Annotated in this window: 19 protein-coding genes; 8 read left to right on the top strand and 11 right to left on the bottom strand. The window is 69.9% G+C overall.

The features are described 5' to 3' along the window. The 3 genes from R8F63_18585 to selB are packed head-to-tail and all read left to right on the top strand — an operon-like array spanning position 1 to position 4,046. On the top strand, positions 1–1,047 hold the full coding sequence (locus R8F63_18585) for a hypothetical protein (protein ID MDW3220619.1): 1,047 nt from the start codon (positions 1–3) through the stop codon (positions 1,045–1,047). A 7-nt stretch (positions 1,048–1,054) separates the two neighbouring features. After that, positions 1,055–2,320, top strand: coding sequence for an L-seryl-tRNA(Sec) selenium transferase (selA, locus tag R8F63_18580; GenBank protein ID MDW3220618.1), 1,266 nt, complete (start codon positions 1,055–1,057; stop codon positions 2,318–2,320). Between the two features lie 7 nt (positions 2,321–2,327). Further along, complete coding sequence (gene selB / locus R8F63_18575; GenBank protein ID MDW3220617.1) at positions 2,328–4,046, top strand: selenocysteine-specific translation elongation factor; 1,719 nt, start codon at positions 2,328–2,330, stop codon at positions 4,044–4,046. A 3-nt stretch (positions 4,047–4,049) separates the two neighbouring features. Here selB and R8F63_18570 read toward each other — a convergent pair whose 3' ends face one another. Next, positions 4,050–4,304, bottom strand: coding sequence for a WhiB family transcriptional regulator (locus tag R8F63_18570; protein ID MDW3220616.1), 255 nt, complete (start codon positions 4,302–4,304; stop codon positions 4,050–4,052). Positions 4,305–4,512: 208 nt separating this feature from the next. On the opposite strand from R8F63_18570, the gene R8F63_18565 reads away from it, so the two are divergent. Then, on the top strand, positions 4,513–7,518 hold the full coding sequence (locus tag R8F63_18565) for a BTAD domain-containing putative transcriptional regulator (GenBank protein MDW3220615.1): 3,006 nt from the start codon (positions 4,513–4,515) through the stop codon (positions 7,516–7,518). 90 nt (positions 7,519–7,608) lie between these two features. Continuing rightward, positions 7,609–9,396, top strand: a complete 1,788-nt coding sequence (locus tag R8F63_18560) for a right-handed parallel beta-helix repeat-containing protein (protein MDW3220614.1) — start codon at positions 7,609–7,611, stop codon at positions 9,394–9,396. On the opposite strand, the gene R8F63_18555 is transcribed toward R8F63_18560, so the two are convergent. Beyond that, a complete protein-coding gene (locus R8F63_18555; GenBank protein MDW3220613.1) occupies positions 9,393–10,217 on the bottom strand; it encodes an SDR family oxidoreductase in 825 nt (274 codons plus the stop codon). The two genes, R8F63_18560 and R8F63_18555, sit on opposite strands and share 4 nt — an antisense overlap. Further along, positions 10,217–11,194: a hypothetical protein gene (locus R8F63_18550; protein MDW3220612.1), complete on the bottom strand. Its 978-nt coding sequence runs from the start codon at positions 11,192–11,194 to the stop codon at positions 10,217–10,219. Before R8F63_18550 ends, R8F63_18555 begins: the two co-directional genes overlap by 1 nt. Before the next feature lie 44 nt (positions 11,195–11,238). Here R8F63_18550 and R8F63_18545 point away from each other — a divergent pair, with 44 nt between their 5' ends. Further along, a complete protein-coding gene (locus R8F63_18545; GenBank protein MDW3220611.1) occupies positions 11,239–11,997 on the top strand; it encodes a phosphoglyceromutase in 759 nt (252 codons plus the stop codon). Positions 11,998–12,151: 154 nt separating this feature from the next. Here the strand turns inward: R8F63_18545 and R8F63_18540 are convergent, their stop codons facing one another. The 3 genes from R8F63_18540 to R8F63_18530 form a co-directional block, all read right to left on the bottom strand. Then, positions 12,152–13,099, bottom strand: a complete 948-nt coding sequence (locus R8F63_18540) for a hypothetical protein (protein ID MDW3220610.1) — start codon at positions 13,097–13,099, stop codon at positions 12,152–12,154. A 117-nt stretch (positions 13,100–13,216) separates the two neighbouring features. Then, on the bottom strand, positions 13,217–14,545 hold the full coding sequence (locus R8F63_18535) for an ammonium transporter (GenBank protein ID MDW3220609.1): 1,329 nt from the start codon (positions 14,543–14,545) through the stop codon (positions 13,217–13,219). Positions 14,546–14,775: 230 nt separating this feature from the next. Then, the gene (locus R8F63_18530) at positions 14,776–15,267 is read right to left on the bottom strand and encodes a winged helix-turn-helix domain-containing protein (protein ID MDW3220608.1); all 492 of its coding nucleotides are present in this window, start codon (positions 15,265–15,267) and stop codon (positions 14,776–14,778) included. Between the two features lie 117 nt (positions 15,268–15,384). On the opposite strand from R8F63_18530, the gene R8F63_18525 reads away from it, so the two are divergent. Both R8F63_18525 and R8F63_18520 read left to right on the top strand, forming a co-directional pair. Beyond that, positions 15,385–17,658 (top strand): heterodisulfide reductase-related iron-sulfur binding cluster, encoded by a 2,274-nt coding sequence (locus tag R8F63_18525; GenBank protein MDW3220607.1) that lies wholly within the window; start codon positions 15,385–15,387, stop codon positions 17,656–17,658. A 56-nt stretch (positions 17,659–17,714) separates the two neighbouring features. Further along, positions 17,715–18,299, top strand: a complete 585-nt coding sequence (locus R8F63_18520; GenBank protein ID MDW3220606.1) for an aminodeoxychorismate/anthranilate synthase component II — start codon at positions 17,715–17,717, stop codon at positions 18,297–18,299. Here R8F63_18520 and pknB read toward each other — a convergent pair. From pknB to R8F63_18495, 5 genes are read right to left on the bottom strand one after another with little or no spacing between them, the layout of a single operon-like run. After that, the gene (gene pknB, locus R8F63_18515) at positions 18,296–20,437 is read right to left on the bottom strand and encodes a Stk1 family PASTA domain-containing Ser/Thr kinase (GenBank protein MDW3220605.1); all 2,142 of its coding nucleotides are present in this window, start codon (positions 20,435–20,437) and stop codon (positions 18,296–18,298) included. The genes R8F63_18520 and pknB overlap by 4 nt on opposite strands. Positions 20,438–20,495: 58 nt before the next feature. After that, positions 20,496–22,049: a penicillin-binding transpeptidase domain-containing protein gene (locus R8F63_18510; protein MDW3220604.1), complete on the bottom strand. Its 1,554-nt coding sequence runs from the start codon at positions 22,047–22,049 to the stop codon at positions 20,496–20,498. Further along, positions 22,046–23,371 (bottom strand): FtsW/RodA/SpoVE family cell cycle protein, encoded by a 1,326-nt coding sequence (locus R8F63_18505; GenBank protein ID MDW3220603.1) that lies wholly within the window; start codon positions 23,369–23,371, stop codon positions 22,046–22,048. Before R8F63_18505 ends, R8F63_18510 begins: the two co-directional genes overlap by 4 nt. Beyond that, a complete protein-coding gene (locus R8F63_18500; GenBank protein MDW3220602.1) occupies positions 23,368–24,558 on the bottom strand; it encodes a Stp1/IreP family PP2C-type Ser/Thr phosphatase in 1,191 nt (396 codons plus the stop codon). The genes R8F63_18505 and R8F63_18500 overlap by 4 nt, the downstream gene beginning before the upstream one ends. Next, the gene (locus R8F63_18495) at positions 24,555–25,064 is read right to left on the bottom strand and encodes an FHA domain-containing protein (GenBank protein ID MDW3220601.1); all 510 of its coding nucleotides are present in this window, start codon (positions 25,062–25,064) and stop codon (positions 24,555–24,557) included. The genes R8F63_18500 and R8F63_18495 overlap by 4 nt, the downstream gene beginning before the upstream one ends. Positions 25,065–25,089: the final 25 nt, after the last annotated feature.

Raw genomic sequence — 25,089 nt, 5'->3', positions numbered from 1 at the left:
ATGTTCCGCGACCTCGCCGATCTTCGCGCCGAGGCGATCGAGGCCGCGCTCGTCGGCGCCGGTGCCGCCGCCGGGACCGTCGTCGAGGCCCGGGTGGAACCGGTCGAGGAGGGCGCCGGATTCCTGAGCACGCTGGCTCGCGTACACCTCGTGTGGGACGGCGAAGGACCGTCGTCGGTGGTCGCCAAGCTCCCCGCGTCGATCCCCGCGAACCAGGAGATCGTGGACCGGTTCGGCTACGACCGACGCGAGGCCGGGGTCTATCGCGAGCTCCGGCCCTCGGAACGGGCGCCGGCGCCGGAGGTCCTCGCGCAGCACTGGGACGACGCCACCGGTCGCGGCTGGCTCCTGCTCGAGGACCTCGGCGACCATCGCGCCGGCGACTCGATCGCCGGCGCGACCGACGAGGAGGCGACCGCGGTGGCGCGAACGCTGGCGCGCTGGCACGCAGCCTTCTGGAACGACCCGACCCTCGACGGCCGGGCGTGGCTCCCGGCGTCGACCGACGCCGTGGTCGCGGGCTACGGCCAGATCTTCGACCTCACCTGGTCGATGTGTGTCGACAAGCTCGGGGATCTCGCCCCCGGACTCGCCGATGCGGCGCACGCCGGTCGCACCTGGTTCGACGTCGCCGTCGACGAGTTCTCGCGAGGCGATCGCACGGTCGTCCACGGGGACGCCCGGCTCGACAACTTCCGGTTCGGTCCGACCGGGGCCGTCGCGCTCGACTTCCAGCTCGCAGCCCACGGGCGGGGCGTCTACGACCTCGCGTTCTTCTGCGCGGGTTCACTCGCCACCGAGAGCCGACGCCGGCTCGAACCCGACCTCGTGCGGGAGTACCGGGTCACCCTGGCGAGCCACGGGATCACGGTGGACGAGGACGAGTTGTGGCGTGACTACCGCCTCGGCCACATGCTCAACCTGCCGAATCCGGTGAGCGCCATCGCGGTCGTCACGCCGGCGGACGAGCGCGGCGCGGAGTTCCTCCGCCGCAACGCCACGCGGGGTCTCGCTGCGGTGGCAGACCATGTCGGACTCCTAGGCTGAGCGCACCGTGACCGATTCGACACCGTCCGAGCGCCCGCCCTCCGTCGACAAGCTGGCGCGCTCGATCGCCGACGTCGATCTTCCCCACCCCCTCCTCGTCGACGCCGCCCGCGCCGCGATCGACGGCGGCGAGCCGGACCGTGCCCGCGATCTCGCGCTCGAGGCGAGCCGGCGGATGCTCACCCCGGTCATCAACGGCACCGGCACCCTGCTGCACACCAACCTCGGCCGCGCCCCGCTCGCCTGGGAACAAGCCGCCACCTACTCGAACCTGGAGCTCGACCTCACCACCGGCGAGCGCGGGTCACGCATGGCCACCGCCCCTGCGCTCATCGCCCGCGCCTGTGGTGCCGAAGCGGCGATCGTCGTGAACAATTGCGCGGCCGCGGTGATGCTGGTGCTCGCCGGGCTCGCCGACGGCCGTGGCGTCGTGGTGTCGCGCAGCGAGCTGGTCGAGATCGGCGGCGGCTTCCGCATCCCCGACGTGATGGCGCGATCCGGTGCTCGCCTGATCGAGGTCGGCACGACCAACCGCACCCGGCTCGCGGACTTCCGGCGAGCGGTGGAGGAGCACGGCGACGGGGCGGGCGTCATCCTCCAGGTCCACCAGTCGAACTACCGGATCGTCGGATTCACCGAAGCGCCCCGCACCGCGGAGTTGGCCACCCTCGATCGCCCGCTGGTGGTCGACATCGGTTCGGGCCTGCTCGATTCGCGGTGCGGCTGGCTGTCGGGCGGGCCCCCGGGATGGCTCGCGGAGGAGCCGGCCGCCCGCCAGACGCTCGAAGCGGGCGCCGATCTGATCACCTTCTCGGGCGACAAGCTCTTCGGCGGCCCGCAGGCGGGGATCATCGCCGGCCGGGCGGACCTCATCGACACGATCTCGCGCCACCCGCTCGCCCGGGCGCTGCGCCCCGGCAGCCTGGTCCTCGGCGCGTTGCAGGCGACCGCGCTCGCCTACCTCGCCGGCGACGGCGACGCGATCCCCTTCTGGCGCATGGTCGCGATCCCGGTCGGCGAGCTGCGTGACCGGGCCGCCGCGATCGGCGTGGGCACGGTGGTCGACACCGAGGCGACGCCCGGAGGCGGCACCCTGCCGGAAGTCGGTTTCCCGTCGGCGGGCATCGCCGTCGAGGGCGACCATCGCGAGACGCTGCGTCAGCGGGAGCGACCGCTCGTCGCCCGGGTGGCCGACGGACGCACCATCGTCGACCTGCGCACGGTCGACCCGGCCGACGACGACGAGGTCGGCGCGGCACTCGGCGGTCTCTGAGCCACCGATGCACGTCGTCGCCACCGCCGGACACGTCGACCACGGCAAGTCCACCCTCGTCAAGGCCCTCACCGGCACCGACCCCGACCGCCTCGCCGAGGAGAAGGAACGCGGGCTCACGATCGACCTCGGCTTCGCGTCCGCCAAGCTCCCGAGCGGCCGGGGCGTGGCGTTCATCGACGTACCCGGCCATGTCCGCTTCCTGAAGAACATGCTCGCCGGCGTCGGCAGCGTCGACGCCTGTGCCTTCGTCGTCGCGGCGACCGAAGGCTGGAAGCCGCAATCCGAGGAACACCTCCGCATCCTGTCGTTGCTCGGGATCGAGCACGGACTCATCGCCCTCACCAAGGTGGGTCTGGCGGACGACGAACTCCGTGAGCTGGCTGCGCTCGAGATCGCGGATCGCGTGGCGGGCACCTTCCTCGAGGACGCGCCGATCGTCGAGGTCGACGCCCTCGACGGCACCGGGGTGGACGACCTCCGCGCCGCGCTCGACGCCCTGCTCGACACCACGCCGACCGCAGCCGACCACAAGCGTCCCCGGCTCTGGATCGATCGTGTCTTCGCCGCCAAGGGTTCCGGCACGGTGGTCACCGGCACGCTCACCGGCGGCATGATCCGCGTCGACGACGAACTGCTCGTGCTGCCCCAACGTCACGGGGTGCGGGTCCGCGCCCTCCAGAGTCTTCATGCCGAACGGACGAAGGTCGGGCCCGGCAACCGGGTCGCCGTGAACCTCACCGGCGTGAGCCACGATCAGCTCGGGCGGGGCGACGTGCTCGTGCGCGACGGCGAGTGGCACGTCACCTCCCGCGTGGATGGTCGGCTCCAGGTGCTCGACGCGCTGGACCACGCCGTCACCCGGCGGGGCGCCCACGTGGCCTACATCGGCTCGGGCGAACATCCGGCGCGCGTGCGGGTGCTCGGCCCCCGCGAGATCGCGCCCGGGGCCACCGGGGCCGTGCGCATCCACCTCCCCGTCGGGCTTCCGCTGCTCCCCGGCGATCGCTTCATCCTCCGCGAGTCCGGCCGGGGGGAGACCCTCGGCGGCGGCGAGATCCTGGACGTCGACCCGCTCGTCGCCGCGGCGTCGGCGGTACCCGATCGGTCCGTCGACCGGGTGATCGCCGAGCGGGGCCTCGTCGAGGTGGACCATCTCTTCCGCCTCACCGGCGAACGTCGCGAGCCCGACATCGGCCGCTGGGCGGTCGACCCCGACCGCCTCGCGACGACGCAGGCGGACCTGCGCACCCGGGTGGACGACGCCGGTCCGTTGGGCCTCGACATCGCGACGCTCGACGAGTTCGAACGGGCCGTGCTCGACACCCTCGACGGTGTGCAGACCGACGGCGGACATGCGCGCGTGGCCGACGCCGCCGACCCCCTCGCCGACCACTCGTTCCTCGCCGAGCTCGAGGCGGCGCCGTTCAACCCACCGGATCCGGCGGGGGTCGACCGAGCCGAGCTCCGCGAGCTGGTGCGGCGCGGCGATGTGGTCGAGGAGGACGGCGTCTACTTCGCCCGCTCGGCGATCGACGCCGCCGCCCGGGTGGTCGCCGGCCTGCTCGCCGCGGCGCCCGACGGCGTGACCGTGGCGGAGATGCGCGACGCCTGGGGGACCTCACGCAAGTTCGCGATCCCGCTCGTGACGGTGCTGGACGACAACGGCATCACCCGCCGGCGCGACGACCTGCGCATCGCCGGGCCCCGTCTGCCAGAGGTCTGAGGATCAGACCGTGAGCAACTCGCGGCGCTCGCTCTCCGAGAGCCCGCCCCAGATCCCGTGCTGCTCCCGGATCGTGAGGGCGTAGGACAGACAGTGCTCGCGCACCGAACAGGTCTCGCAGATCGCTTTGGCGTTGCGTTCGCGGAACCGTTTCTCGTCTCGCCGTTCCGGCGCGGCGGGTGGGAAAAACACCGCCGCCTGAGGGCCCCGACAGGCAGCCTTCAGCTGCCATTCGGCCTCGACATTCCGCACTGTCATACGCTCTCCCGTTCTCCTGGCCTTGGCTTACCAGCCCTGAGACGGATGTCACAACCGCTCTTCGCGGTCGTTTCCGAAAACCGACCACCGCGCGTGATCTGAACGCTGATCGGCGCCCTGAACAGGGGTGATCGGTGACGCGCGGATGACAGCACCGCTGCAGCATCGCTCCCATGCGCGGTACCGTCGCCCTCCCATGGATGTCGGGATGAGTCGGCCATTTCGCGCCCAACCACCGGAACTCACCGACGCCCTTCTGCGGCCGGCCGTGCTGCGTCGGCTCCTCGCCCGTTTCGAGGCGCGGGTCCTGGTCGTGCGGGCGAGCGCCGGATTCGGCAAGACGACCGCCCTCGCCCAGGCCGTCGACCAGAACCGCCTCGCCCCCCGCGGCCGCGACGCCTGGATCGGCTGCGAGCCCGGCGACGCGGACGGCTCCCATCTGTTGCGCGGGGTGGCCGCGTCGCTCGACCTCCCGCCCGACAGCGACGTCGAGGACGTCGCCGAAGCCGTCGCCGCCGCGAGCCCCGCCCAGATCTGTCTCGTGTTCGACGACGTCCACGAGATCCCGGAGGCGTCGAGTGGGGCCGACGTGCTCACCGCGATCGTCGCGGACCTGCCGGCGAACGGACACGTGCTGCTCGCCGGCCGCCACGAGCCGCCCCTCAGCCTCGCCCGCCTCGACGCCCAGGGACGGGTCGAACGCCTCGGTGAGGAGGACCTCACCCTCGATCGCAGCGAGCTCGTCGAGCTCGCCAGCCGCGGCGGACGAGCAATCGAGGAGATCGACGATCTCGGTGGCTGGCCGGCCCTGGTCGCCCTCGCCCTTCGATCGGGAGCCGTCAACCGGTTCCTCAACGAGGAGGTCATCGCCACGCTCACCGCCGATCAGCGCGAAGTCCTGGCCCTCGTCGTCGCGCTCGGCGGTGCGGACGACACGCTGCTCACGACCCTCACGGGAATCGACGCGGGCCGGGCGATCGGGGAACTCCCGATGGTCCAACACAGCGACGGTTGGTACGAGGCCCACGCCCTCTGGCGCCAGGTCTTCACCGCCGAGGAGATCGAGCGGACCCGCGATCGCCATCAGCGGGCCGCGATCCAGCACCTCCTCGACACCGGCCAGCCCGGTCGCGCCGTCGACCTCGCGAACCGGGCCCGGCAGAGCGACCTCGCGCTCGCGGCGCTGCGGGCGACGCTGGCCGCCGGTCAGGTCGAGGATGTCGACGTGCTCGGCCGCTGGCTCGCCGCGGCCCCCGACGACGTCCGCCGACACCCGATCGCCGCACACATCGAGGGGCTGATCGAGCAGGCGATCGATCCGACCACCGAGCACTGCCTCGAACTGTTCCGGCGGGCGGCCGACGGCTACGAAGCGCTCGGCGAGCGGGACGGGCTCGTGAACGCGCTCGCCGAGGTCGGCTTCTGGTTCCACATCCAGCGCGACCCCGCCAACCTGATCGGGGTCGCGCAGCGGATGCAGGAGCTCGCGGATCAGGGTGTTGCGGCGGCCGTCCCCTACACCGATGTGACCCAGGCGTTCGCCGGCATCGCCCAGGGCGACCCTGAGGCGATCCTCGCTGCCGTCCGACGGGCCCGGACCGCGCCGATGACCGGTCGCTTCCGGGCGATCGCGGACTGGCTCGAGTACCAGGCTCGCGAGCTCATGGGCGAGAGCGACGTCGCCCTCGCCGACCGGTATCTCGACGGCGCCGGCGCCATCCGCGGCACCGAGGTCATCGCGATCGCGGCCCGCTGGCGAGCCGGCCGGATCGAGGAACTCCTCGACGACCCCGAGGCCTGGCAGACGCGGTCCGGCTCGGACCGCGCCCGGTTCCTGTGCCACGCGTGGATGTCGGCCGTCCTGGCCGGAGCCGGCCGGGTCGACGAGGGCGAGCAGCACTGGCGTCTCGCGAGTCGCTTCGCCGGCGAACGGGGCGCCGCCCAGGTCGAGATCACCCTCGGCCTGCCCGAGCTGCTGATCGTGCACGAACGCGGCGACACGAAGCGGGCGAGCGAGATGCTCGCCGATCTGCTGGATCGGCTCCCCCTCGCGGGCAACACCCGACTCTCGTACAACGGGTCCGGTGCCCTCATCGCCCGCTATCTGCCCGAACGCCTCGCCGGTCTGACCATCCCGCTGCCGGATCGCGACACGGCGCCCGGGCTCGCGCTCGGGGAGATGGACGCCACGGGTTCGCTCGACGCGATGAGCGCCGTCCCCTGGCCCGAGCACCCCGGCATGGTCCTGTCCTCGCTCTTCCTGCGCACGAGCTGCGAGTTCGTCTGCGCCGGGTGGGCGGCGGGCCGACCCGAGGCGAAGCCCACCGCCGACTGGCTGCTGGAGGTGATCGGCGACCCGGCTCGCGAGCGGTTCCGGGACTGGACCGAGCATCCGCACCCGGACGTCGCGGCGGCCGCCAAGGAGATCCTGGCCTCCGTGCCGCTGCCGCCCACGGCGAGCCGCACGCTCCGGCTGCTCGGGGCCGAGCGACTGGAGATCGGCGGCGTCGAGAGCGACCACGACGACTGGCGCCGCGAACGGGTCCGTTCCCTGCTCGGCTATCTGGTCGTCCATCCCGACGCCACCCGGGACGCGATCATGGCCGCCCTCTGGCCCGACGCGAACGAGGATGCGGCCCGCCGCAGCCTGCGTTCGACCCTCAATCTGCTGCTCGGTGTGCTGGAGGAAGGGCGGGCCGGTGGTGACGCCGCGTATTTCGTCCGAGCCGATTCGAGCCGGGTCCGCCTCGCCGGCCACGACCGGCTGGAGGTCGATGTCTGGCGTTTCGATTCTCTCCTCGACGAGGCCGCCCAGCTCGAGGAGGACGGCGCCCCGAGCCTCGCCCTCGACTGTCTGAGCGAGGCCATCGACCTCTACCGCGGCGATCTCCTCGCCGGCGTCCTCGAGGGGGAGTGGCTCCATCTCGAGCGCCAGCGCCTGCATGTGCGCTTCGTGCGGGCGTCGGTGCGGGCAGCCGAACTGATGCTGGCGCACGACCGCGCCGATGACGCGATCGCGCTGGCGAGCCGGCTGGTGCAGGTCGAACCCTGGTCCGAACCGGCCCATCGATCCCTGATCGCCGGACACCTCCAGCGGGGCGATCGCGCCGCCGCGTTCCGCGCCATGCAGCAGTGCCACGAGATGCTGGAGGAGGTCGGCGGTCCCGTCGACGAGCTCACCGCGATGCTGGAGCGACGCCTGGCGGGCAGCTGACGGCGGCACGGCTGGGACTGTCCGGCCGGCCCGTCTGGCGATCCGCCGGAAGCCCCTCCATACTCGACGGCCATGGGGCGAAAGCGTTGCTTGGGACTGATCGCGGCGGTGTGCGCCACCGGCGCACTCCTGCTCACCGGGCCGGCCGGGGGAGCCGTCAGCGGGTCACCACCGGACGGCGCGCCGACGGCGGGTGTGCCCGACACGCTGCCGCCGGTGGAGCCCGGCTCGGCCCTGCTCGGCTGTGAACGAGCGGCCGATCGCGTGGTCCTCACGGCGTCGACCCACCTCGATGCGTCGTGCGACTGGACCGCGGGATTCGAGATCAACACGTCGGATGTCGTCCTCGACTGTCGCGGCGCCACGATCCGCAAGACCGGTGGCGGCCGCGGCATCGAGATCTCCACACCGATCGACACCGCGCTGGTGGGCGTCACCGTTCGCAATTGTCGCGTCGAGGGATTCCTCAACAGCCTGCGGGTGACCCGGGACGGGTTCCGGCTACTCGAGCCGGGCGTCGAGTACGAGAACGGCCTGACCGGAGTGGTCATCGAACACAGCGAGTTCCGCGACTCGCGCGGTGTCGGGATCTTCATCGACGGCTACGTCAGCGATGCGACGATCCGCAACAGCGTGGTGCAACGGGCCGGCAGCGCCGGCATCTATCTGGAGACGGGCAGCCGCCGGTCAACGGTCGAACACAATCAACTGCTCGACAACGGGTTCCGCGAGAACGGACCGGGCGGCCAGCTGACGGAGTTCGCCGGCACCACATGGCGGTTCTGGGGGGCCGGCCGCGAGGGCGTGGCCATCGACGGCAGCTACGAGAACGTCGTCGTCGGCAACCACTTCGAGGGAAACAGCCACGGTGGGATCCTGCTCTACACGAACTGTGGCGAGTTCCCGGATTCGGGCGTGTGGTTCGACCGGCGGTGGCCGTCGGACCGCAACCGCATCGAGGCCAACACCTTCGTCGGCGGGCTCAACGGGGTGTGGGTCGGCCAACGGATGTCCGAGAACACCCTGCCGATGGAGTGCACCAAGCCGGCCTACGTCGAGTCGGGCCTCACGCGGATCACGCTGGACTACGCCGCCGACAACACCATCGTCGACAACCACTTCATCGACGTGACCTACGGCGTGCGCATCGAGGACGACGGCACGCAGGTGATCGGCAACACCTTCGAGGCGGACGACCCGACCCACCACGCGATCATCGTCGGCACGGAGTACCGGACCGCCGTGCTCGACCACCCCGTGCGCGACACGGTCATCGAAGCGAACCGGGCGATGATCGCCGGCAACGACGACCCGTACCGCTGGATCCACGGCTACGACGGGCTGCGGATGGTCGGCAACGAGAGCCACGGCGAGCCCACCGGCATCTGCCCAGGCGAGCAACCGCCCCGGCTCGCGCTCATCTGGGTGATCACAGCAGTGCCCGAGCCTCCCGGCACGCCACCCCAGGATCCGCCGATCCCGGTCGTGCATCCCGAACTCGGCGCCATCGAGCCGTGTCCGGACGGGCCGACGCCGCGCGTTGCGCCGGCATGGGCCGAGGCCGACGAGAGCGACGGCACGCTGCGGATCCCGGTCGAGCTGTCGTCCCCGGCCGACCGCACGGTCACGGCGACGTGGGTCACCGCGACGGTGGACAGCGACGGGTGGGCGACCCTCGGCGAGGACGTCGTCATCGAGAAGCACGGCACGATCGAGTTCGACCCCGGCCAGACACTGACGCACGTGGAGATCGCGCTGATCGACGACAAGCGCGCGGAGGCCGACGAGTGGGTCGTCGCCCGACTCACGTCGGTCGACGGCGCGCTGCCGGGCGGGTTCTACGGCCTCGGATTCGGCCGGATCCTCGACGACGACTAGTCGGAGCTCTTGGCGCCACCGAGGCTCACACCCCGGTCGGCGCCCCGTTGCAGCATCCGGGCGACGACGCCGACGGGCATGAAATGCGACACGAACTGGGCGGGCCGGCTCGCCTTGCCGTAGACGATTCGGCGCTTGTTCTTCCGAATGCCCTCGATGACCTTCTTGGCGATGTCGTTCGGCGGCGTGACCAGCAGATCCTTGGCGTCCTCCTCGGCGGTCGTGCCCTTCACGATGTTCGTGTCGATGCCACCGGGATGCACGAGGTGGACCTGGATGTGCGACTTCGCCAGCTCCGCCATGAGCACCTCGGTGTAGCCGCGGACTGCGAACTTCGTCGCGCAATAGTCGGCGTTGCCCGGCGCGCCGATCATCCCGAAGATGCTCGACACGTTCACGAGCGCCGCGTCCGCCACGGCCTCCAGCTGGGGCATGAAGGCGAGCGTGCCGTGGACGACGCCGTAGTAGTTGACGGCGAAGACCCGCTCGTGATCCTTCACGGACATCTCGGCGCCCGGCACCATGCCGCCCGCGATGCCGGCGTTGTTGAGCACGATGTTGGCGTTGCCCAGCGCGCCCCGCGAGGCGTCCGCGAACTCCCGCATGGCCTGCTCGTCCGCCACGTCGACCGTCGCGGCGAGGACGCGATCGGCACTCGGCCGCGCGAGCGTCGCCATCGTCTCGTCGAGGCCGGCCGCGTCGATGTCGCACAGGGCGAGCTTCGCGCCGACCTGCTCGAACTCCTGGGCGTAGGCGCGGCCCATTCCGGACCCCGCCCCGGTGACGACGACGATCTTGTCGGTGAAGGTCTTGAATCCCATCAGTCGGACTCTCCTCGGAGTTCTTCGGTCACGGCGGCGCTTCGTTCCTCGCGCAGGGCCAGTCCGTCCCGCTCGATCGCGCCGAGCGCGAGGAACAGGGAGGCGCCCGGCTCGTCGCCGGCGACCATGAGATCGAGGAACTCCTGGAACAGCGCCTCGGTGTCGGCCATCAGGTCGACCTGGCGTTCGTGCAACTCCTCGAGTCGCGGCGTGGGCGAGAGCCCCTCGATGACCACTCGGATGCGGCCCGTCTCGTCGACGAGATCGCCCCACGCCGCGATCTGCTGGGACGGACGGAGGTTGTCCAGCTCGATCAGCGTCAGGAAGACCGCCGAGTAGTCCCCGACCGGGTCGAGCAGGTCGGCGAGATACACAGCACCCTCGGTGCCGCGCGCCCGCAGGACCACATCGAGCTGCTCGAAGAGCTGGGCGTCCACGAGCGACACCGACTCGGTGATGGCGAGGTTCTCCTGCCCGAAGGCATCGACGTCACTGGGCGACGGATTCGGCGACTCGAGGGTCGACTGGTACTCGACGTAGAGATCGGCCCATGCGTCCAGGGCGACGATATAGCCGTCACGGATCGCATCCGGGGCGCCGGTGTCGGGGATCGCCGCGAAACGGTCGGACAGGCTCCGGAACGCCGCTTCGATCTCGGCGACGGTCGTCGCCGTCGACAGCTCGCCGAGCAGAGTCTCGGTCACCTCGAAGATCGACGCCAGCGCCAGTCCCTCTTCGGTGGGGGCCGGGGGAACCGTGGTGGTCGTCGTGGTCGTGGTGGTCGTGGTGGTCGTCGTCGATGTCGACGTGCTGGTCGTCGTCGACGATGTCGTCGACCGTGACGTGGTGCTCGTCGAGAGTGTGGTGGTCGTGGTGGTGGTCGTCGAGGACGTCTCGCCGTCGCCGGAGCCGCACGCCGCGGCCACGAGCGCGAGGGCGAGGAGCGGGGGCAGCAGGCGCCGGAGCAGGGTCGTCACCCCGCCTTTCTAGCCGCAACGGCCGGAGGGGTACCCTTCCGACCATGTACCACCTGATCCTCGTCCGCCACGGTCGCTCGGAATGGAACGAGCTGAACCTCTTCACCGGCTGGTACGACTGCCCGCTGATCGAGAAGGGGCGTGAGGAGGCCCGCGCCGCGGGGCCGATGCTCGTCGAGGCCGACCTGCTCCCCGACGTGGTCCACACCTCACTGCAGCAACGGGCGATCGAGACGGCCGAGCTGATGCTCGCCGGGTGCGACCGGCGCTGGATCCCGGTTCGCCGCCATTGGCGTCTCAACGAACGGCACTACGGCGATCTGACCGGGCTCGACAAGGCCGAGACACGCGAGAAGCACGGCGACGAGCAACTCCACATCTGGCGCCGCAGCTACGACACCGCGCCACCACCGATCAGCGACGACAACCCGTACAACCCGAACACGTCGGCCGCCTACGCGGATCTCCCGCCGGAGCTGGTGCCCCGGACGGAGTGTCTGAAGGACGTCGTCGAGCGGATGCTGCCCTATTGGTACGACGGGATCGTCCCGGATCTCCGGGCCGGGAGGACGGTGCTGGTCGCGGCCCACGGCAACTCGCTGCGGGCCCTCGTCAAACACCTCGACTCGATCCCCGACGACGAGATCGCCGAACTCAACATCCCCACCGGCATGCCCCTGCACTACGTCCTCGGCCCCGACATGCGCCCCGTCGAGGCCAAGCACCCGCTCGAACGGGCCATGGACCCCGAAGCCGCCGCCGCCGGCGCCGCCGAGGTCGCCGCCCAAGCCGGCGGCCACTGAGTTCCCAGACCACCCAACCCCACCCACCCACCCACCCACCCGACCGAACTGGCGTGCACATCAACTGGACTTCCGTTGCCGCACACGCCAGTTCGAAGGGGAGGACACCCCAATCCGCAAGTGGCGTGCACATCGCCCGAACCTTGGGTGATGGCTACGCCACTTCGGGGAGGTGGGCGGGGCGAAGGCGACGGAGGCGGTCCTCGAGGTCCCGGCGTCGATGGAAGATCTCGAAGCCATCGACGGAAACGACGGTCAGTCCCGCCTGACGGAGCCTGCCCCACCGCACCTCGTCGTGCGCGCGGTCCGTCAGGGAGCCGTGGAACAGGGCGTCGCCGATCTCGAAGACGATTCCCATCGGGCGATGCAGGAAGTCGATGCGGCCGATCCATCCGTCATCGGCACCGACATCGACCTGCCGCTCGAGCCCGATGAACCCGCAGCCGGCCGCGATCTCCTCGAAGCGGGCCTCGAGTGACGACCCGGGCGGACGGTAGTCGGTACCGCGCGGCCGCAACACCTCGCGCATCAGCGTCGTGCCTGCCTTTCCTCGCCCTCCGACCTCCTCGAGGACTCGCGTCAACGACGCATGGGAGACCAGCAGCCGGGACCATGCGGAGTCGACGAGGCGGCCCAGGCGGTTGGCGCCGACTCGTTTCGTGCCTGCCAGATCGAACAGCGTCCGGCTCGGGGTCGTGACCGGAACCTCGTTGACATGGCGGACGTGCGCCGTCGAGTAGCGCCGCGGTTCGTGGAGCGTGGCGAGATGTTCGACGTCGTGGCGAGCCCGGCCTCGCTGACAGGTGACGGTGATCAGGTCCGTTCGAAAGCCGGGTAACCGCCACACGGCGGCTGCTGACTCGTGGGAGACGACGGCGTCCCGTCCGGCATCGAGGACCGCCGACATGAGGCGGCTCTGCTCGGTGACCGGGGCACCTGCGATCCGCAGGACACGGTCGGTGACGAGCTCGAGTCGATGCGAACCAACACGACCGCGGACGGCGTCGCTTCGAATGCCGAGTCTCCGCAGCTGCGCCCGAGATACCAGCCCGTGCTGTGTTCTCGCCAGGTCCGTGATCAGTCGGTCGACATCGTTCGGCATGTCGACAGGCTCTCGCGAGGGTGTGACACGCCTCCCCATCACCGGAAGTGGCGTGCGCCCTGCCCGGATTCCGGGCAGGGCGCACGCCAGTTCGCAGGTGCTTGGGGGATCGGGGGGTTAGCTGAGACCGACGGTCTCGAGGCCGTAGCCGGCGGAGCCGTGCTCGGCGACGTCGAGGCCGGCGACCTCTTCCTCTTCGTCGACCCGCAGGCCGACCGTCTTCTCGATCAGCGTGAAGACGATGAGCGAGGCGATGCCGACCCAGGCGACGACGATGAGCACCATCAGCGCCTGCACGGCGAGCTGCTCGATGCCGCCGCCGTAGAAGAGGCCGTAGTCCTCGGTGAGGCCACCGCCGCTGAGGAAGGCGTCGTCGTACTTGGCGAACAGGCCGATCGACAGCGTGCCCCAGATGCCGCACACGCCGTGGACGGCGATGGCGCCGACCGGGTCGTCGATGCGGATCTTGTCGAAGCCGAGCACGGCGAACACGACGATCATGCCGCCGATGAAGCCGATGACGAGCGCCGCCCACGGTTCGACGGTGCCGACCGGAGCCGTGATGGACACGAGACCGGCGAGCGCACCGTTGCCGGCCATTGCGACGTCGGCGATACCCGTCTTCAGGTAGACGATGAGCGCCGCACCGAGCACACCGGCAGCCGCAGCGAGCAGCGTGTTCATGGCGAGGAACGAGAGCAGGCCGTCGGCGACGAGCTCCGAACCGGCGTTGAAGCCGAACCAGCCGAACCACAGGATGAACACGCCGATCACGGCGAAGCCGATGTTGTGACCGGGGAGGGCACGGGGCTTGCCGTCGGGTCCGTACTTGCCGAGGCGGGGCCCGAGCTTCCAGGCACCGACCAGGGCGGCGACGCCACCGGTGAGGTGGACGATCGAGGAACCGGCGAAGTCCGAGTACACGTGGTCACCGATGTTGATCTGGGCGATGATGCCGCCGCCCCACGTCCAGGCCACGACGATCGGGTAGATGATCGCCGTCATGCAGGCGGAGAACAGCAGGTAGGCGGTGAACTTCGTGCGCTCCGCCATCGCGCCGGAGGCGATGGTGACGGCGGTGGCGGCGAAGACGACCTGGAAGAAGAAGTTCGTCGCCGGGGTCACGCCCGCGGACAGATCGAACAACACGCTCGGGTCACTCGAGTCCTTGAAGAACAAGTCGTTGAGGCCACCCCACCAGTTGCTGTCGCTCGACCCGTAGGCGATCGTCCAGCCGATGATGAAGAAGGCGATCGCGCCGATCGCCATGTCGGCGAGGTTCTTCGCCATGATGTTGGCGATGTTCTTGGCTCGGGTGAGTCCGGCTTCGACGAACGCGAAGCCGGCCTGCATGAGGAACACCAGGGCGCCGGCCACGACCAACCAGAGGTTGTCCATGATCGCCTGGGTCACCCCAGCCGAGTCGGCGACGCCTTCGAGTGTCAACTCGTCCTGCGCGCCGGCTGGTCCGGCCCACAGGACTGTCGCAACTGCGAGGGTTCCCCCCACAAGTGCTCGTTTTCTGTACTCCATCCGCATCGGTCTTTTCCCTTCCTGACAGCGGTCGAAGGGGAAGTTACGGACGCCGGGTTACCGGCTTGTTCGCCAGGTGTTACCTGTTGCGAACCGTCGCGTGTCGAGGTTGCGTCAGGTACCTGACCCGAATCTGACGACGGTCAGCCACCGGCGGGTTCGAGCAGGTACCCGCGCGATCGCACCGTGCGGATCGAGAGTCCGGCCTCGTCGAGGCGACGGCGCAGACGGAGCACGTGGACGTCCAGGGCGTTGCGGTTCGAGTGTCCGCCGGGCCAGCCGGCCTCGGTCAGGTCCTCACGGCTGACGACGGCGCCGAAGTGGTCGATCAGTACCGCGGCGAGGCGGGCCTCCACCGGGGGAACCGCGGTGTGCTCGTTGCGGAACCTCACCACGCCGTGTTCGTCGATCTCCGGTACACACCGGCCAGCGGTGGCGGCCCGACGGCTCAGACCCTCAACCCGCGCCCGCAGGTCCTGCTCCGGTGCCGGGACCCGTATCCAGTCCTCGAGTTCATCGACCACGAGCGGCGGATCGACGTCACCGTCGACGAGCAGGAGTCGCGGGATCTGCGAGTCACGGAGGTCGGGGAGCCGCGACGCTTCGGTCGGCCATCGGATCAGCGTGATGTCCATGGCGACCACGGTGGCAGTCGCCGATTTCACGAATGTTTCGCCGATGTGAACCTCACCGACACGGTCCGGCGACCGGATACGTCGCCGCTTCCAGGGGAGAGGTATCTTTGCGGCGCCATGAAATCGCGCATCAAGCCCCATCAGCTCGTCATCGCGCTCGGCGTCGGGATCGCACTCTTCACCGTCGCATCGGGCGTCTTCTCGTCGGTCGTGGTCGACTGGCACGACGACAGCGAGGTCCAACGCGAGGTGTTCGGCAACGTCCCGACCGCCTTCAAGGTGGCCTTCTACACGGTCGTGCCGCTGCTCCTCGTCTACGGGGCCGTGATGTTCGCGAACCGCGTCAAGAACTGGCAGCGGGGTCGGCCGGACAATCGGCGCACGACACTGAAGAACGTCAAGCGTCGGGCCGGCGACTTCCGGGCGGGCGTCTACATGAAGACGCTGTTGCGCGAACCGGGTGCCGGGATCATGCACTCGATGATCTACTTCGGGTTCCTGATCCTGCTGGCGGTCACCACGGTCCTCGAGGTGAACCATCAGCTGCCGGAGAGCGCGAAGTTCCTCCACGGCGACGTGTACCGCGCCTACGCGTTCGTCGGGGACGCGGCCGGGCTCATCTTCCTGGTCGGCATCGTGTGGGCGATCGTCCGCCGCTACGGCCCGTGGAACTGGCGCCCCTACCGCATCCGCATCAAGAGCAAGCCCGAGCACATGGTGATCCTCGGCGTGTTCTTCGCTATCGCCGTCACCGGCTTCGGCGCCGAGATGTTCCGCATCGCCGAGCAGGGTCAGGCCGCCGGCGAGCTGCCGGACTTCGAGAAGTGGTCGTTCATCGGCTACCCGCTCGCCGATCTGGTCGACGGATGGGACAACGTCGCCGGCTGGCACCAGGCCTGGTGGATCGCCCACGTCGTCAGCTTCATGGCGTTCCTCGTGATCCTGCCGACCACGATGCTGCGCCACATGTTCACGTCGCCGCTCAACATGTACTTGAAGGACAAGGACCGGCCCAAGGGCGCGATGAAGCCGATGCCGAACCTCGTCGAGGGCGACACGGAGCTCGAGACCTTCGGCGCCTCGGTCATCGAGGACTTCACCTGGAAGCAGCTGCTCGACACCGACGCCTGCACCATGTGCGGCCGCTGCACCTCGGTGTGCCCGGCCCACGCCACCGGCAAGCCGCTCGACCCGCGCGAGATCGTCCTCAAGACCGGCGAGGTCATGGCCCGCACCGGCGACCCGGCGGTGTCGCCTCCGCTCGGCGTGGATGACGACATCACCGTGCCCGCCAACTGGATGTTCGACCGGGTCACCCAGGACGAGCTGTGGGCGTGCACGTCGTGCAAGGCGTGCGACGAGATCTGCCCGGTCAACATCGAGATCCTCGACAAGATCCTCGACATGCGGCGCTACCTGACGCTCATGGAGTCGGACTTCCCGACCGAGCTCGGTCAGGCCTTCCGCTCGATGGAGAACTCCGCCAACCCGTGGGGCATGTCCCAGAGCGAGCGGGCCGACTGGACCGCCGGCGTCGAGGGCATCAACGTCATCGACGGCTCCGACCCGATCGAGGCCGAGTACCTCTACTGGGTCGGCTGCGCGGGGTCGTTCGACGACAAGAACAAGAAGGTCACCCAGGCGATGGCCAAGCTGATGCAGCGGGCCGACGTCGACTTCGCGATCCTCGGCCCGGCCGAGAACTGCACCGGTGACTCCGCTCGCCGCTCCGGCAACGAGTACCTCTTCCAGATGCTGGCGTCGCAGAACATCGAGACGCTCAACAACATGGGCGTCAAGAAGATCGTCACCCAGTGCCCCCACTGCTTCAACACGCTCGCCAACGAGTACCCCCAGCTCGGCGGCCACTACGAGGTCGTGCACCACTCGCAGTTCCTGGAGTGGCTGGTGGACCAGGGGCGTCTCGACCTCGACGGCGCCGAGCTCGAGGAGCGCGTCGTCTACCACGACAGCTGCTACCTCGGTCGCCACAACGACGTCTACATGGCGCCCCGCAAGGTGCTCGGCAAGCTGGGCGGCATCGAGATCGTCGAAGCCGAGCGCAACGGCACGAAGGGCATGTGTTGCGGCGCCGGCGGTGCTCGCATGTGGATGGAGGAGGACATCGGCCAGAAGGTCAACGACGTCCGAGCCCAGGAGCTGGTCGACACCGGCGCCGACCGCGTCGCCACGGCCTGCCCGTTCTGCTACGTGATGATGGACGACGGCGTGAAGGCCGCCGGCAAGGAGGACGACGAGGTCCGCGTGGCCGACATCGCCATGCACGTCCTCGAAGCCATCGAGAACGGCGAGTCCAACGTCCTCGAGAGTGAGCTCGCCCACCAGGCGGAGATCGCCGACACCGTGTCCCAAAAACCCCGTTCTGGGTGAACGGGGGCGCGGATTCCGTGCAAATGCTCACCCAGAACGGCGGTAGCGTCGGTTCTGTGAGCGACTCGCCGACGATTCTGGTCATCGACAACTACGACTCGTTCGTCTACATCCTCGTGCAGTACCTCGGGGAGCTGGGGGCGACGCCGGTCGTGTACCGCCACGACGAGATCGACATCGACGGCATCCGCGCCCTCGACCCCGACGGGATCCTGATCTCACCGGGGCCGGGCACGCCGGACGACTCGGGCGTGTCCATGGCCGTGCTCGACGAGCTCGCGGGCACGACGCCGATCTTCGGGGTGTGCCTCGGGATGCAGTGCATGGGTCAGGCGTTCGGCGGCGACGTGATCCGGGCGCCGGCGGTGATGCACGGCAAGACGTCGTTCGTCCGCCACGAGGACGTCGGGGTGTTCCACGGACTCCCGAATCCGCTCGAGGCGACCCGCTACCACTCACTCGTGGTGGACCGCGAGACGATGCCGGCCGTACTGGAGATCACCGCCGAGACCGACGACGGCGTGGTGATGGGCGTTCGTCACCGGGAGCTCGATGTCGAGGGCGTGCAGTTCCACCCCGAGTCGGTGCTCACCAACGCGGGTCACGATCTACTGAAGAACTTCCTCGCCCGCTGCGCCTAGGGCGGATCGGTCGACGTCGGCGGCGGCTCCGACGTGGTCGTCGTGGTGGTCGTCGTGGTGGTGGTCGTCGGCTCCGGCCCTGCCTCGCCCACGACGATCACGACCTCCGAACCGATCGGCACCTCTTCGTAGTTCGGCGGCGTCTGATCGATCACGAGGCCGACCTGCGGATCACCGAACGGCACGATGCGGAACTCGGTGACGGGCTCCAGACCCACGTTGCGGATCGTGGCGAGGGCGGTGTCGGCGAAGAGGCCGATCACCGGCGGCACCGGCACCGTCGGCACGCCATCCGAGACATAGATGACGACGCGACTGCCCACGTCCACCAGGCTGTCGGCCGGCGGATCCGTACGCGTGACGAGGGTCTCGGCGATCTCCTCGGACGGCTCCTGGATCGCGTCGCCCTCGATATCGAGCCCCGCGTCGCTCAGCTCGCGGAACGCGGCGGTCAGCGACAGGCCTTCGAGGTCGGGCATCACGACACGCTCGGGGCCGGTGGAGACGTGGAGGATGACGGGCTCGTCGAGCGGATGGGCCGTGCCGGGGACGGGGATCTGGCGGAAGACCGTCCCCACGTCCTGTGCGCTCGGGAGATCGTCGATCTCCGCGGTGTAGCCCTCCGCCGCGAGGGCGGCGACGGCTTCGTCACGCGTCATGTTGATCACCGACGGCACGACGATCTCGGCGCCGGTGCTGACGAACAGCTCCACCTCGGTGCCCGGTGGCACGATCTGCCCCGCGACCGGCTGCTGGTCGAAGACCGTGCCGACGGGGACCGTGGCGTTGGTCTGCGGGGTCTGCACGGGCACGAGACCGAGGTCACGCAGGATGCGCTCCGCCTCGTCGATCTGCTCGTCCTCGACGTTCGGGACCTCGACATCCTCGACCACGGCCGGACCGTCGTCACCGTCGCCGCCGTCGAACAGACCGAGTTCGCGCACGAAGGCGATCGTGAGGAAGCCGAGGAAGAAGATCAGCACTCCGAGCCCGATCAGCAGCGCGGCGGTGCGCTTCCAGTCGTCGCGGGGCGGTTCCTCGTCGTAGTAGCCGTCGGCCGCGTAGTGGGCGGCGAGGGCGGTGGGGTCGAGCACCGGGCCCGGTTGCGAGGCGGGGACGACGGCGGGGAGCGCCGCGCCGGGGGTGGCGGGCTGCACCGTGGTGGGATCGACGTTGCTCGGATCGGTGGCGGGCGGCGTCGCCGCGCCGGCCGGATCCGCTCCGGCCACGGCGGCACCGGCAATGCCCGCCGCGGCGCCGGCGGCGGCACCGGCCGCGGCCGCGCCCCCCGGCACCTGGTGGGCGCCGGCGAGATAGCGACGGAGGTCGTTGCGGAGATCGTCGGCGGTCGGGTAGCGGTTGGCCGGGTTCTTGGCCAGCAGCTTCATCGTGATCGCGTTGAGCGACTTGGCGACGTTGACGCCGCGGTCGAGGAGCGTCTCCGGCTTCTCCTGCACGTGCTTGTACGCGACGGCGACCGGTGTCTCCGCCTGGAAGGGCGGCACGCCCGCGAGCATCTCGTAGAGCACGACGCCGAGGGAGTAGAGGTCGCTGCGCCCGTCGACCTGCTTGCCCTGCGCCTGCTCAGGCGAGAAGTAGGTGGCGGTGCCCATGACGGACCCGTGTTGGGTGAGCCCCGCATCGGTGCCGCCGGCGAGGGCGGTGGCGATGCCGAAGTCGGCGACCTTCACGTCGCCGCCGTCGGACACGAGGATGTTGCCGAGCTTCACGTCGCGGTGGACGAGACCGGCCTGGTGCGCGGTCGAGAGGGCGGCCGCGACGTCGGCCGCGATCTCGGCCGCCCGGTCCGGCTGGAGCGGCCCGGTCGAGCGGAGCACGTCGCTCATACTCCGCCCCGAGACGTGTTCCATCACGATGTAGTAGGTGCCGCGCTCCTGGCCCCAGTCGTAGATGCCCACGATGTTGGGGTGGTTGAGGTTGGCGGCCGCCTGCGCCTCCCGGCGGAAGCGCTCGACGAAGTTCGGATCGTTGGCGAACTCGGGGAAGAGGACCTTGAGCGCGACCTCGCGATCGAGCAGATCATCCCTGGCCAGATAGACGTCGGCCATGCCGCCACGGGCGATGTGGCGCAGGAGTTCGTAGCGTCCGTTGAAGACGGTGGGGCCCTGATCGGACATGGCCGCCGAGTCTAACTGTGTGTCACCAGCGGACCGTTGCAGGTCCGAAAACCGCTTCTCAGCCGTTGAAATACGCCTCGATCACGGCCCGGGCGATGGGCGCGGCCACCGCTCCACCCGTCTGCTCGCTGGCCCCCGGTTGCGCTTCGACGATGACGGCGACGGCGAGCTCCGCGTCCTCTCCCGGGCGACCCGCGAACCCGACGATCCAGGCGTGGCTGTTGGGCGGATCGGTGCCGAGCTGGGCCGTGCCCGTCTTACCGCCGACCACGAGACCGGGGACGGCGAGGTTCCGCGCCGTGCCGTTCTCCGCGACGTTGATCATCGCCTCCTGGAGCAGGTCGGCCGCGAGCGGTGACGTGGCGACGCGCCACAGACTCGGCTCGACCGTGTCGTACACGTCGCCGTCGGACGAGCGCACCTCCGAGACCACGTGGGGCTCCATCATCCGTCCGCCGTTCGCGATCGCGCCGGCCACCATCGCCATCTGCAACGGCGTGGCCTTCACGTCGTTCTGGCCGATCGAGGTCTGGGCGAGGATCGCGGAGTTCTCGTGGATCGGCGTGTCGCCGTTCGGCAGGAACGGGCCGTCCCCCTCGGCGCCCTCCGTCGGGCGGTAGTGATCGACATCCGCCAGGCGGGCGCCGTAGTCGACGGGGAAGTTCGACCGGGCCGCGTTCGGCAGGTCGATGGGCACCGCCGCGTTGAAGCCGAAGTTCTCGGCGGTGCGCACCATGCCGTCCGGTCCGACCCACTCCGCCCCGATCTCGGCGAAGGTCGTGTTGCACGACACCCGCAGCGCCTCACGGAGATCACCGCCACAGGTGCTGCCCCCGAAGTTGCGCAGGTCCGAGCCGGACGGGAGCGGTGAATAGACGTTCGCCTGCGGCCACACCGGGCTCGTCAGGCTGATGTCCGCCGTGTCGATCGCCGCAGCCGCGGTGACGAGCTTGAACGTCGACCCGGGGAAGAACACCTCGCGGTAGGCCTTGGCGAGCAGCGGGTCGTCGGGGTCGTCGAGCAGGGCCGAGTAGGTCTCGTTCACGAGCGTGCCGTCCAGCCCGGCCAGCGGGTTCGGGTCGAAGCTCGGATAGGTCCACATCGCCACGATCCCGCCGGTCCTCGGGTCGATGGCCACGACGGATCCGCGTCGCTCGCCGAGCGCTTCCTGCGCCGCCTGCTGCACGTCGTCGCGCATGGTCATCACGACCGTGCCCGTGGTGTCACGCTCGACGAACAGGTCCTTCAGCGACTCGAACTGCTGGTCCAGCCGCTCCCCCGCGAGCTGGTCGTTGTATTCACGCTCGAGGCCGAAGGCGCCCTGGTTGAACGACTGGAAGCCGACGACGTGGGCGAAGCGTTCGCCGGTGGGATACGAGCGGCGGAACTCGATGGTGCTGTCCTCGACCGGGATCGAGAAGGCGACGACCACGCCGTCCGCCGTGATGATGTCGCCCCGCTCCTGGCCGAAGGCGCGCAGCTGGGGACGGATGTTGCCCTCGTGGGTGCGGTAGTCCTCGGCGTCGACGAACTGCACCCGATTCAGCTGCACGAACAGCACCGCGTAGAGGAGGATGAACACGGCGCCGAGCCGCCGGATCCGCGCGGTCATGGCGTCGGCTCCTTCGTGGCGGCGACGCGTTGCTCGTGGGACAGTCGCACCAAGAGGGCGAGCACGATGTAGTTGGAGACCAGGGCCGAGCCGCCGTAGCTGACGAACGGCAGGGTGATGCCGGTCAGCGGGATGAGGCGCACGACCCCGCCCATGATGATGAAGGCCTGCACCGCGACGAGGGTGGTGAGACCGACGGCGAGCAGGATCTCGAACGGCCGCGTCGCCCGGATCGCGATCCGCAGACCCGAGCCGATGAGCACGAGGAACGCCATGAGGACCGCCGCCGTGCCCGCCAGGCCGAGCTCCTCGCCGAGCGCGGCGAAGATGAAGTCGGTCTCGGCGAACGGCACCCGGTCCGGCTCACCGCGCCCGAGGCCCGTGCCGGTGAGTCCACCCTCCGCCATCGAGTAGGTGGCCTGGATGATCTGGAAGCCGCTGTCCTGCGGGTCCGCCCAGGGGTTGAGCCAGGCATCGATCCGCCGCTCGACGTGGGAGAAGAGTTGGAACGCGACCACGCCGCCGGCCGCGAACATCGCAGCGCCGAGCCCGAGGAACATCGTCCGCCCGCTCGCCATCCACATCATCACGACGAAGAGGGCGAACAAGAGCATCGACGAGCCGAGGTCGCGTTCGAGCACCATCACCCCGACCGACGCGGCCCACGCGGCCCCGATGGGCACGAGGTCGCGCAGCTCGAGCCGGTTCTTGATGAGCTCCCCCGCGTCGACCAGATAGGACGCGAAGAAGATCGCCAGCGCGATCTTGGCGAACTCGCCGGGCTGGAAGTTGACCGGGCCGATGCTCACCCAGATCCGGGCGCCGTTGAGCTCGATGCCGATGCCGGGCACGAGGGGCAACGCGAGCAGGGCGATGCCGCCGAGGCCGAAGAGGTAGCGGTACTGGGCGAGCATGCGGGCCCGGGGAATGAGGATGAGCGTCGCGACGAAGAGGCCGATGCCGACCGCGGTCCAGACCGACTGGAGCCCGGCCAGATCACCGCCGCCGTCGACGTCGCCGCCGAGGCGGGCGATCATCACGTAGCCGAGCCCGTTGAGCAGCAACGCCATCGGCACGATGACCGGGTCGGCCGCCGGGGCGAAGCGGCGCACGGCCAGGTGGACGAAGAAGAACAGGCCGAGCATCCAGGCCAGGAACGGGCCGATGTTGGCCGGCACGGAGGACGACTGGCCGAGACTCGCCAGGCCGTACGCGGCGACGACCACGACCGCGATGAGGAAGATCAGCCCCAGCTCGACCCGGCGGGGTCGGAGCGCGGCGAGGCTCGGCGGCAGCGAACCGCGACGCTCGAGCGCCGTCACGGTTCGTCGGTGCTCGCCCGCTCGCTCAGCGCCGCGGCGTAGGTGCGGGCGTCGTCGAGATCGTCGAACTGCACGCCCGCGATCACGTCGGGCAGATCCTCGTCGTCGAGCTCGGAGACGGACAGCACGACGGGCTCCTCGACGGTGGGGTCGAACCAGAGCACGCCACCGGGTCGGCCCCGGTAGATCACGACCTGGTCGTCGTCCGTGCCGACGAAGTAGGACGAGCGGGCGTAGGCGACGACCGACGACAGCAGCACCGCGAGCACGATCAGCACGGCCGCGACGAACAGGCCGAGCCGCCACGTGACGAAGGGCGGCTTCTCGATGGTGCGGTCGACGACGATCTCGTCGGGATGGGGATCGTTCGGGCCGGTCTCCGGAGGAGGCTCGAGCCGCAGGACACTGTCCGGCACGGCCTTGTGGATCGAGATGATGCGATCGTCGGGTATCTCGTCGTCCACCTCGTCGGCGTCGACGACATCGACCACGAGGACCGTGACGTTGTCGCGACCGCCGGCCTCGACGGCCTCGGTGACCAACTCGACCGCGGCCTCGTTCGGGTCCTCGACCCGGGCCAGCACGTCCTGGATCTCGTCCTCCGTCAGCTCGCCGAACAGGCCGTCGCTGCACAGGAGATAGCGGTCACCGGCGACCGGGCCGAGCTCCCAGGTGTCGACCAGGACCTTCTCGTCGATGCCGAGCGCCCGGGTGACGATGTTGCGCTGAGGATGGGTGAGCGCCTCCTCGGCGGTCAGGCGACCGTCGCGCACGAGCGCTTCGACGAGGGTGTGGTCCTCCGTGACCTGCACCAGCCCGTCCTCGGCGACGCGATAGAGACGACTGTCGCCGACGTTGGCGATGCCGAGGCGCTGGCTGTCGCCCACCATCATCCCGACGAGGGCGACGAGCGTGGTGCCCATGCCCCGCAGCTCGGGCTCGAGCTTGGAACGGTCCACGATCTCGCGGTTCGCCTGCTGGACCGCCTCGATCAGGTCGTCGACGGACGTCACCGTGTCGACCTTCGCCATCTCGTCGACGGCGACCGCGGCCGCGACCTCGCCGCCGTTGTGGCCGCCCATGCCGTCGGCCACGACGAACACCGGCGCGGCGACGAGCAACTGGTCCTGGTTGGCCTGGCGGACCCGGCCGACGTCGGTGGCGGAGCCCCAGCGGAACTCGATCATGTGAACTCCAACACGATCTCACCGATGCTGATGCGGCTCCCGGGCATGAGCCGGACGGGCGCCCGCAGCGGCGAGCCGTCGAGCACCGTGCCGTTCGTGGAGCCGAGATCTTCGATCATCCAGCCTCCATCGGCCGGAGAGATGCGGGCGTGGAGCTTCGAGACGTGGGCGTCGTCGATCGAGACCGCACAGCCGGCGCCTCGCCCGATGGTCGTCTCGCCGTCCACGACGAATGTCTGACCGGCGAGACCCGCCGGCGCGACGATCGCGAGCCGGCCTGTCGCGAGGAGCGCGGTCGGAGCCGAGGCCGGCAATGGCGCGCCGACCGGCTCGGGAACGGGCGCAGGCGCGGGGGCTCGCTTCGACCGCCGCGGGGCCGGCGCGGGTGCCGGACGGGCCCCCTCGGCGCGCAGCTCGACCCACACGGCCCGAAGGACGCGCAGGAACACCAGGTAGACGAGGGCGAGCAGGCACACCCGGAGCACGATGAAGAGCTGGTCCGACACGGTGCTGCGAGATTAACCGTGACGG

Source organism: Acidimicrobiales bacterium (assembly GCA_033344915.1).
Lineage (GTDB): Bacteria > Actinomycetota > Acidimicrobiia > Acidimicrobiales > Aldehydirespiratoraceae > JAJRXC01.
Note: the sequence above shows the minus strand (reverse complement) of the source record. Positions and strands in the feature narration are given on the sequence as shown.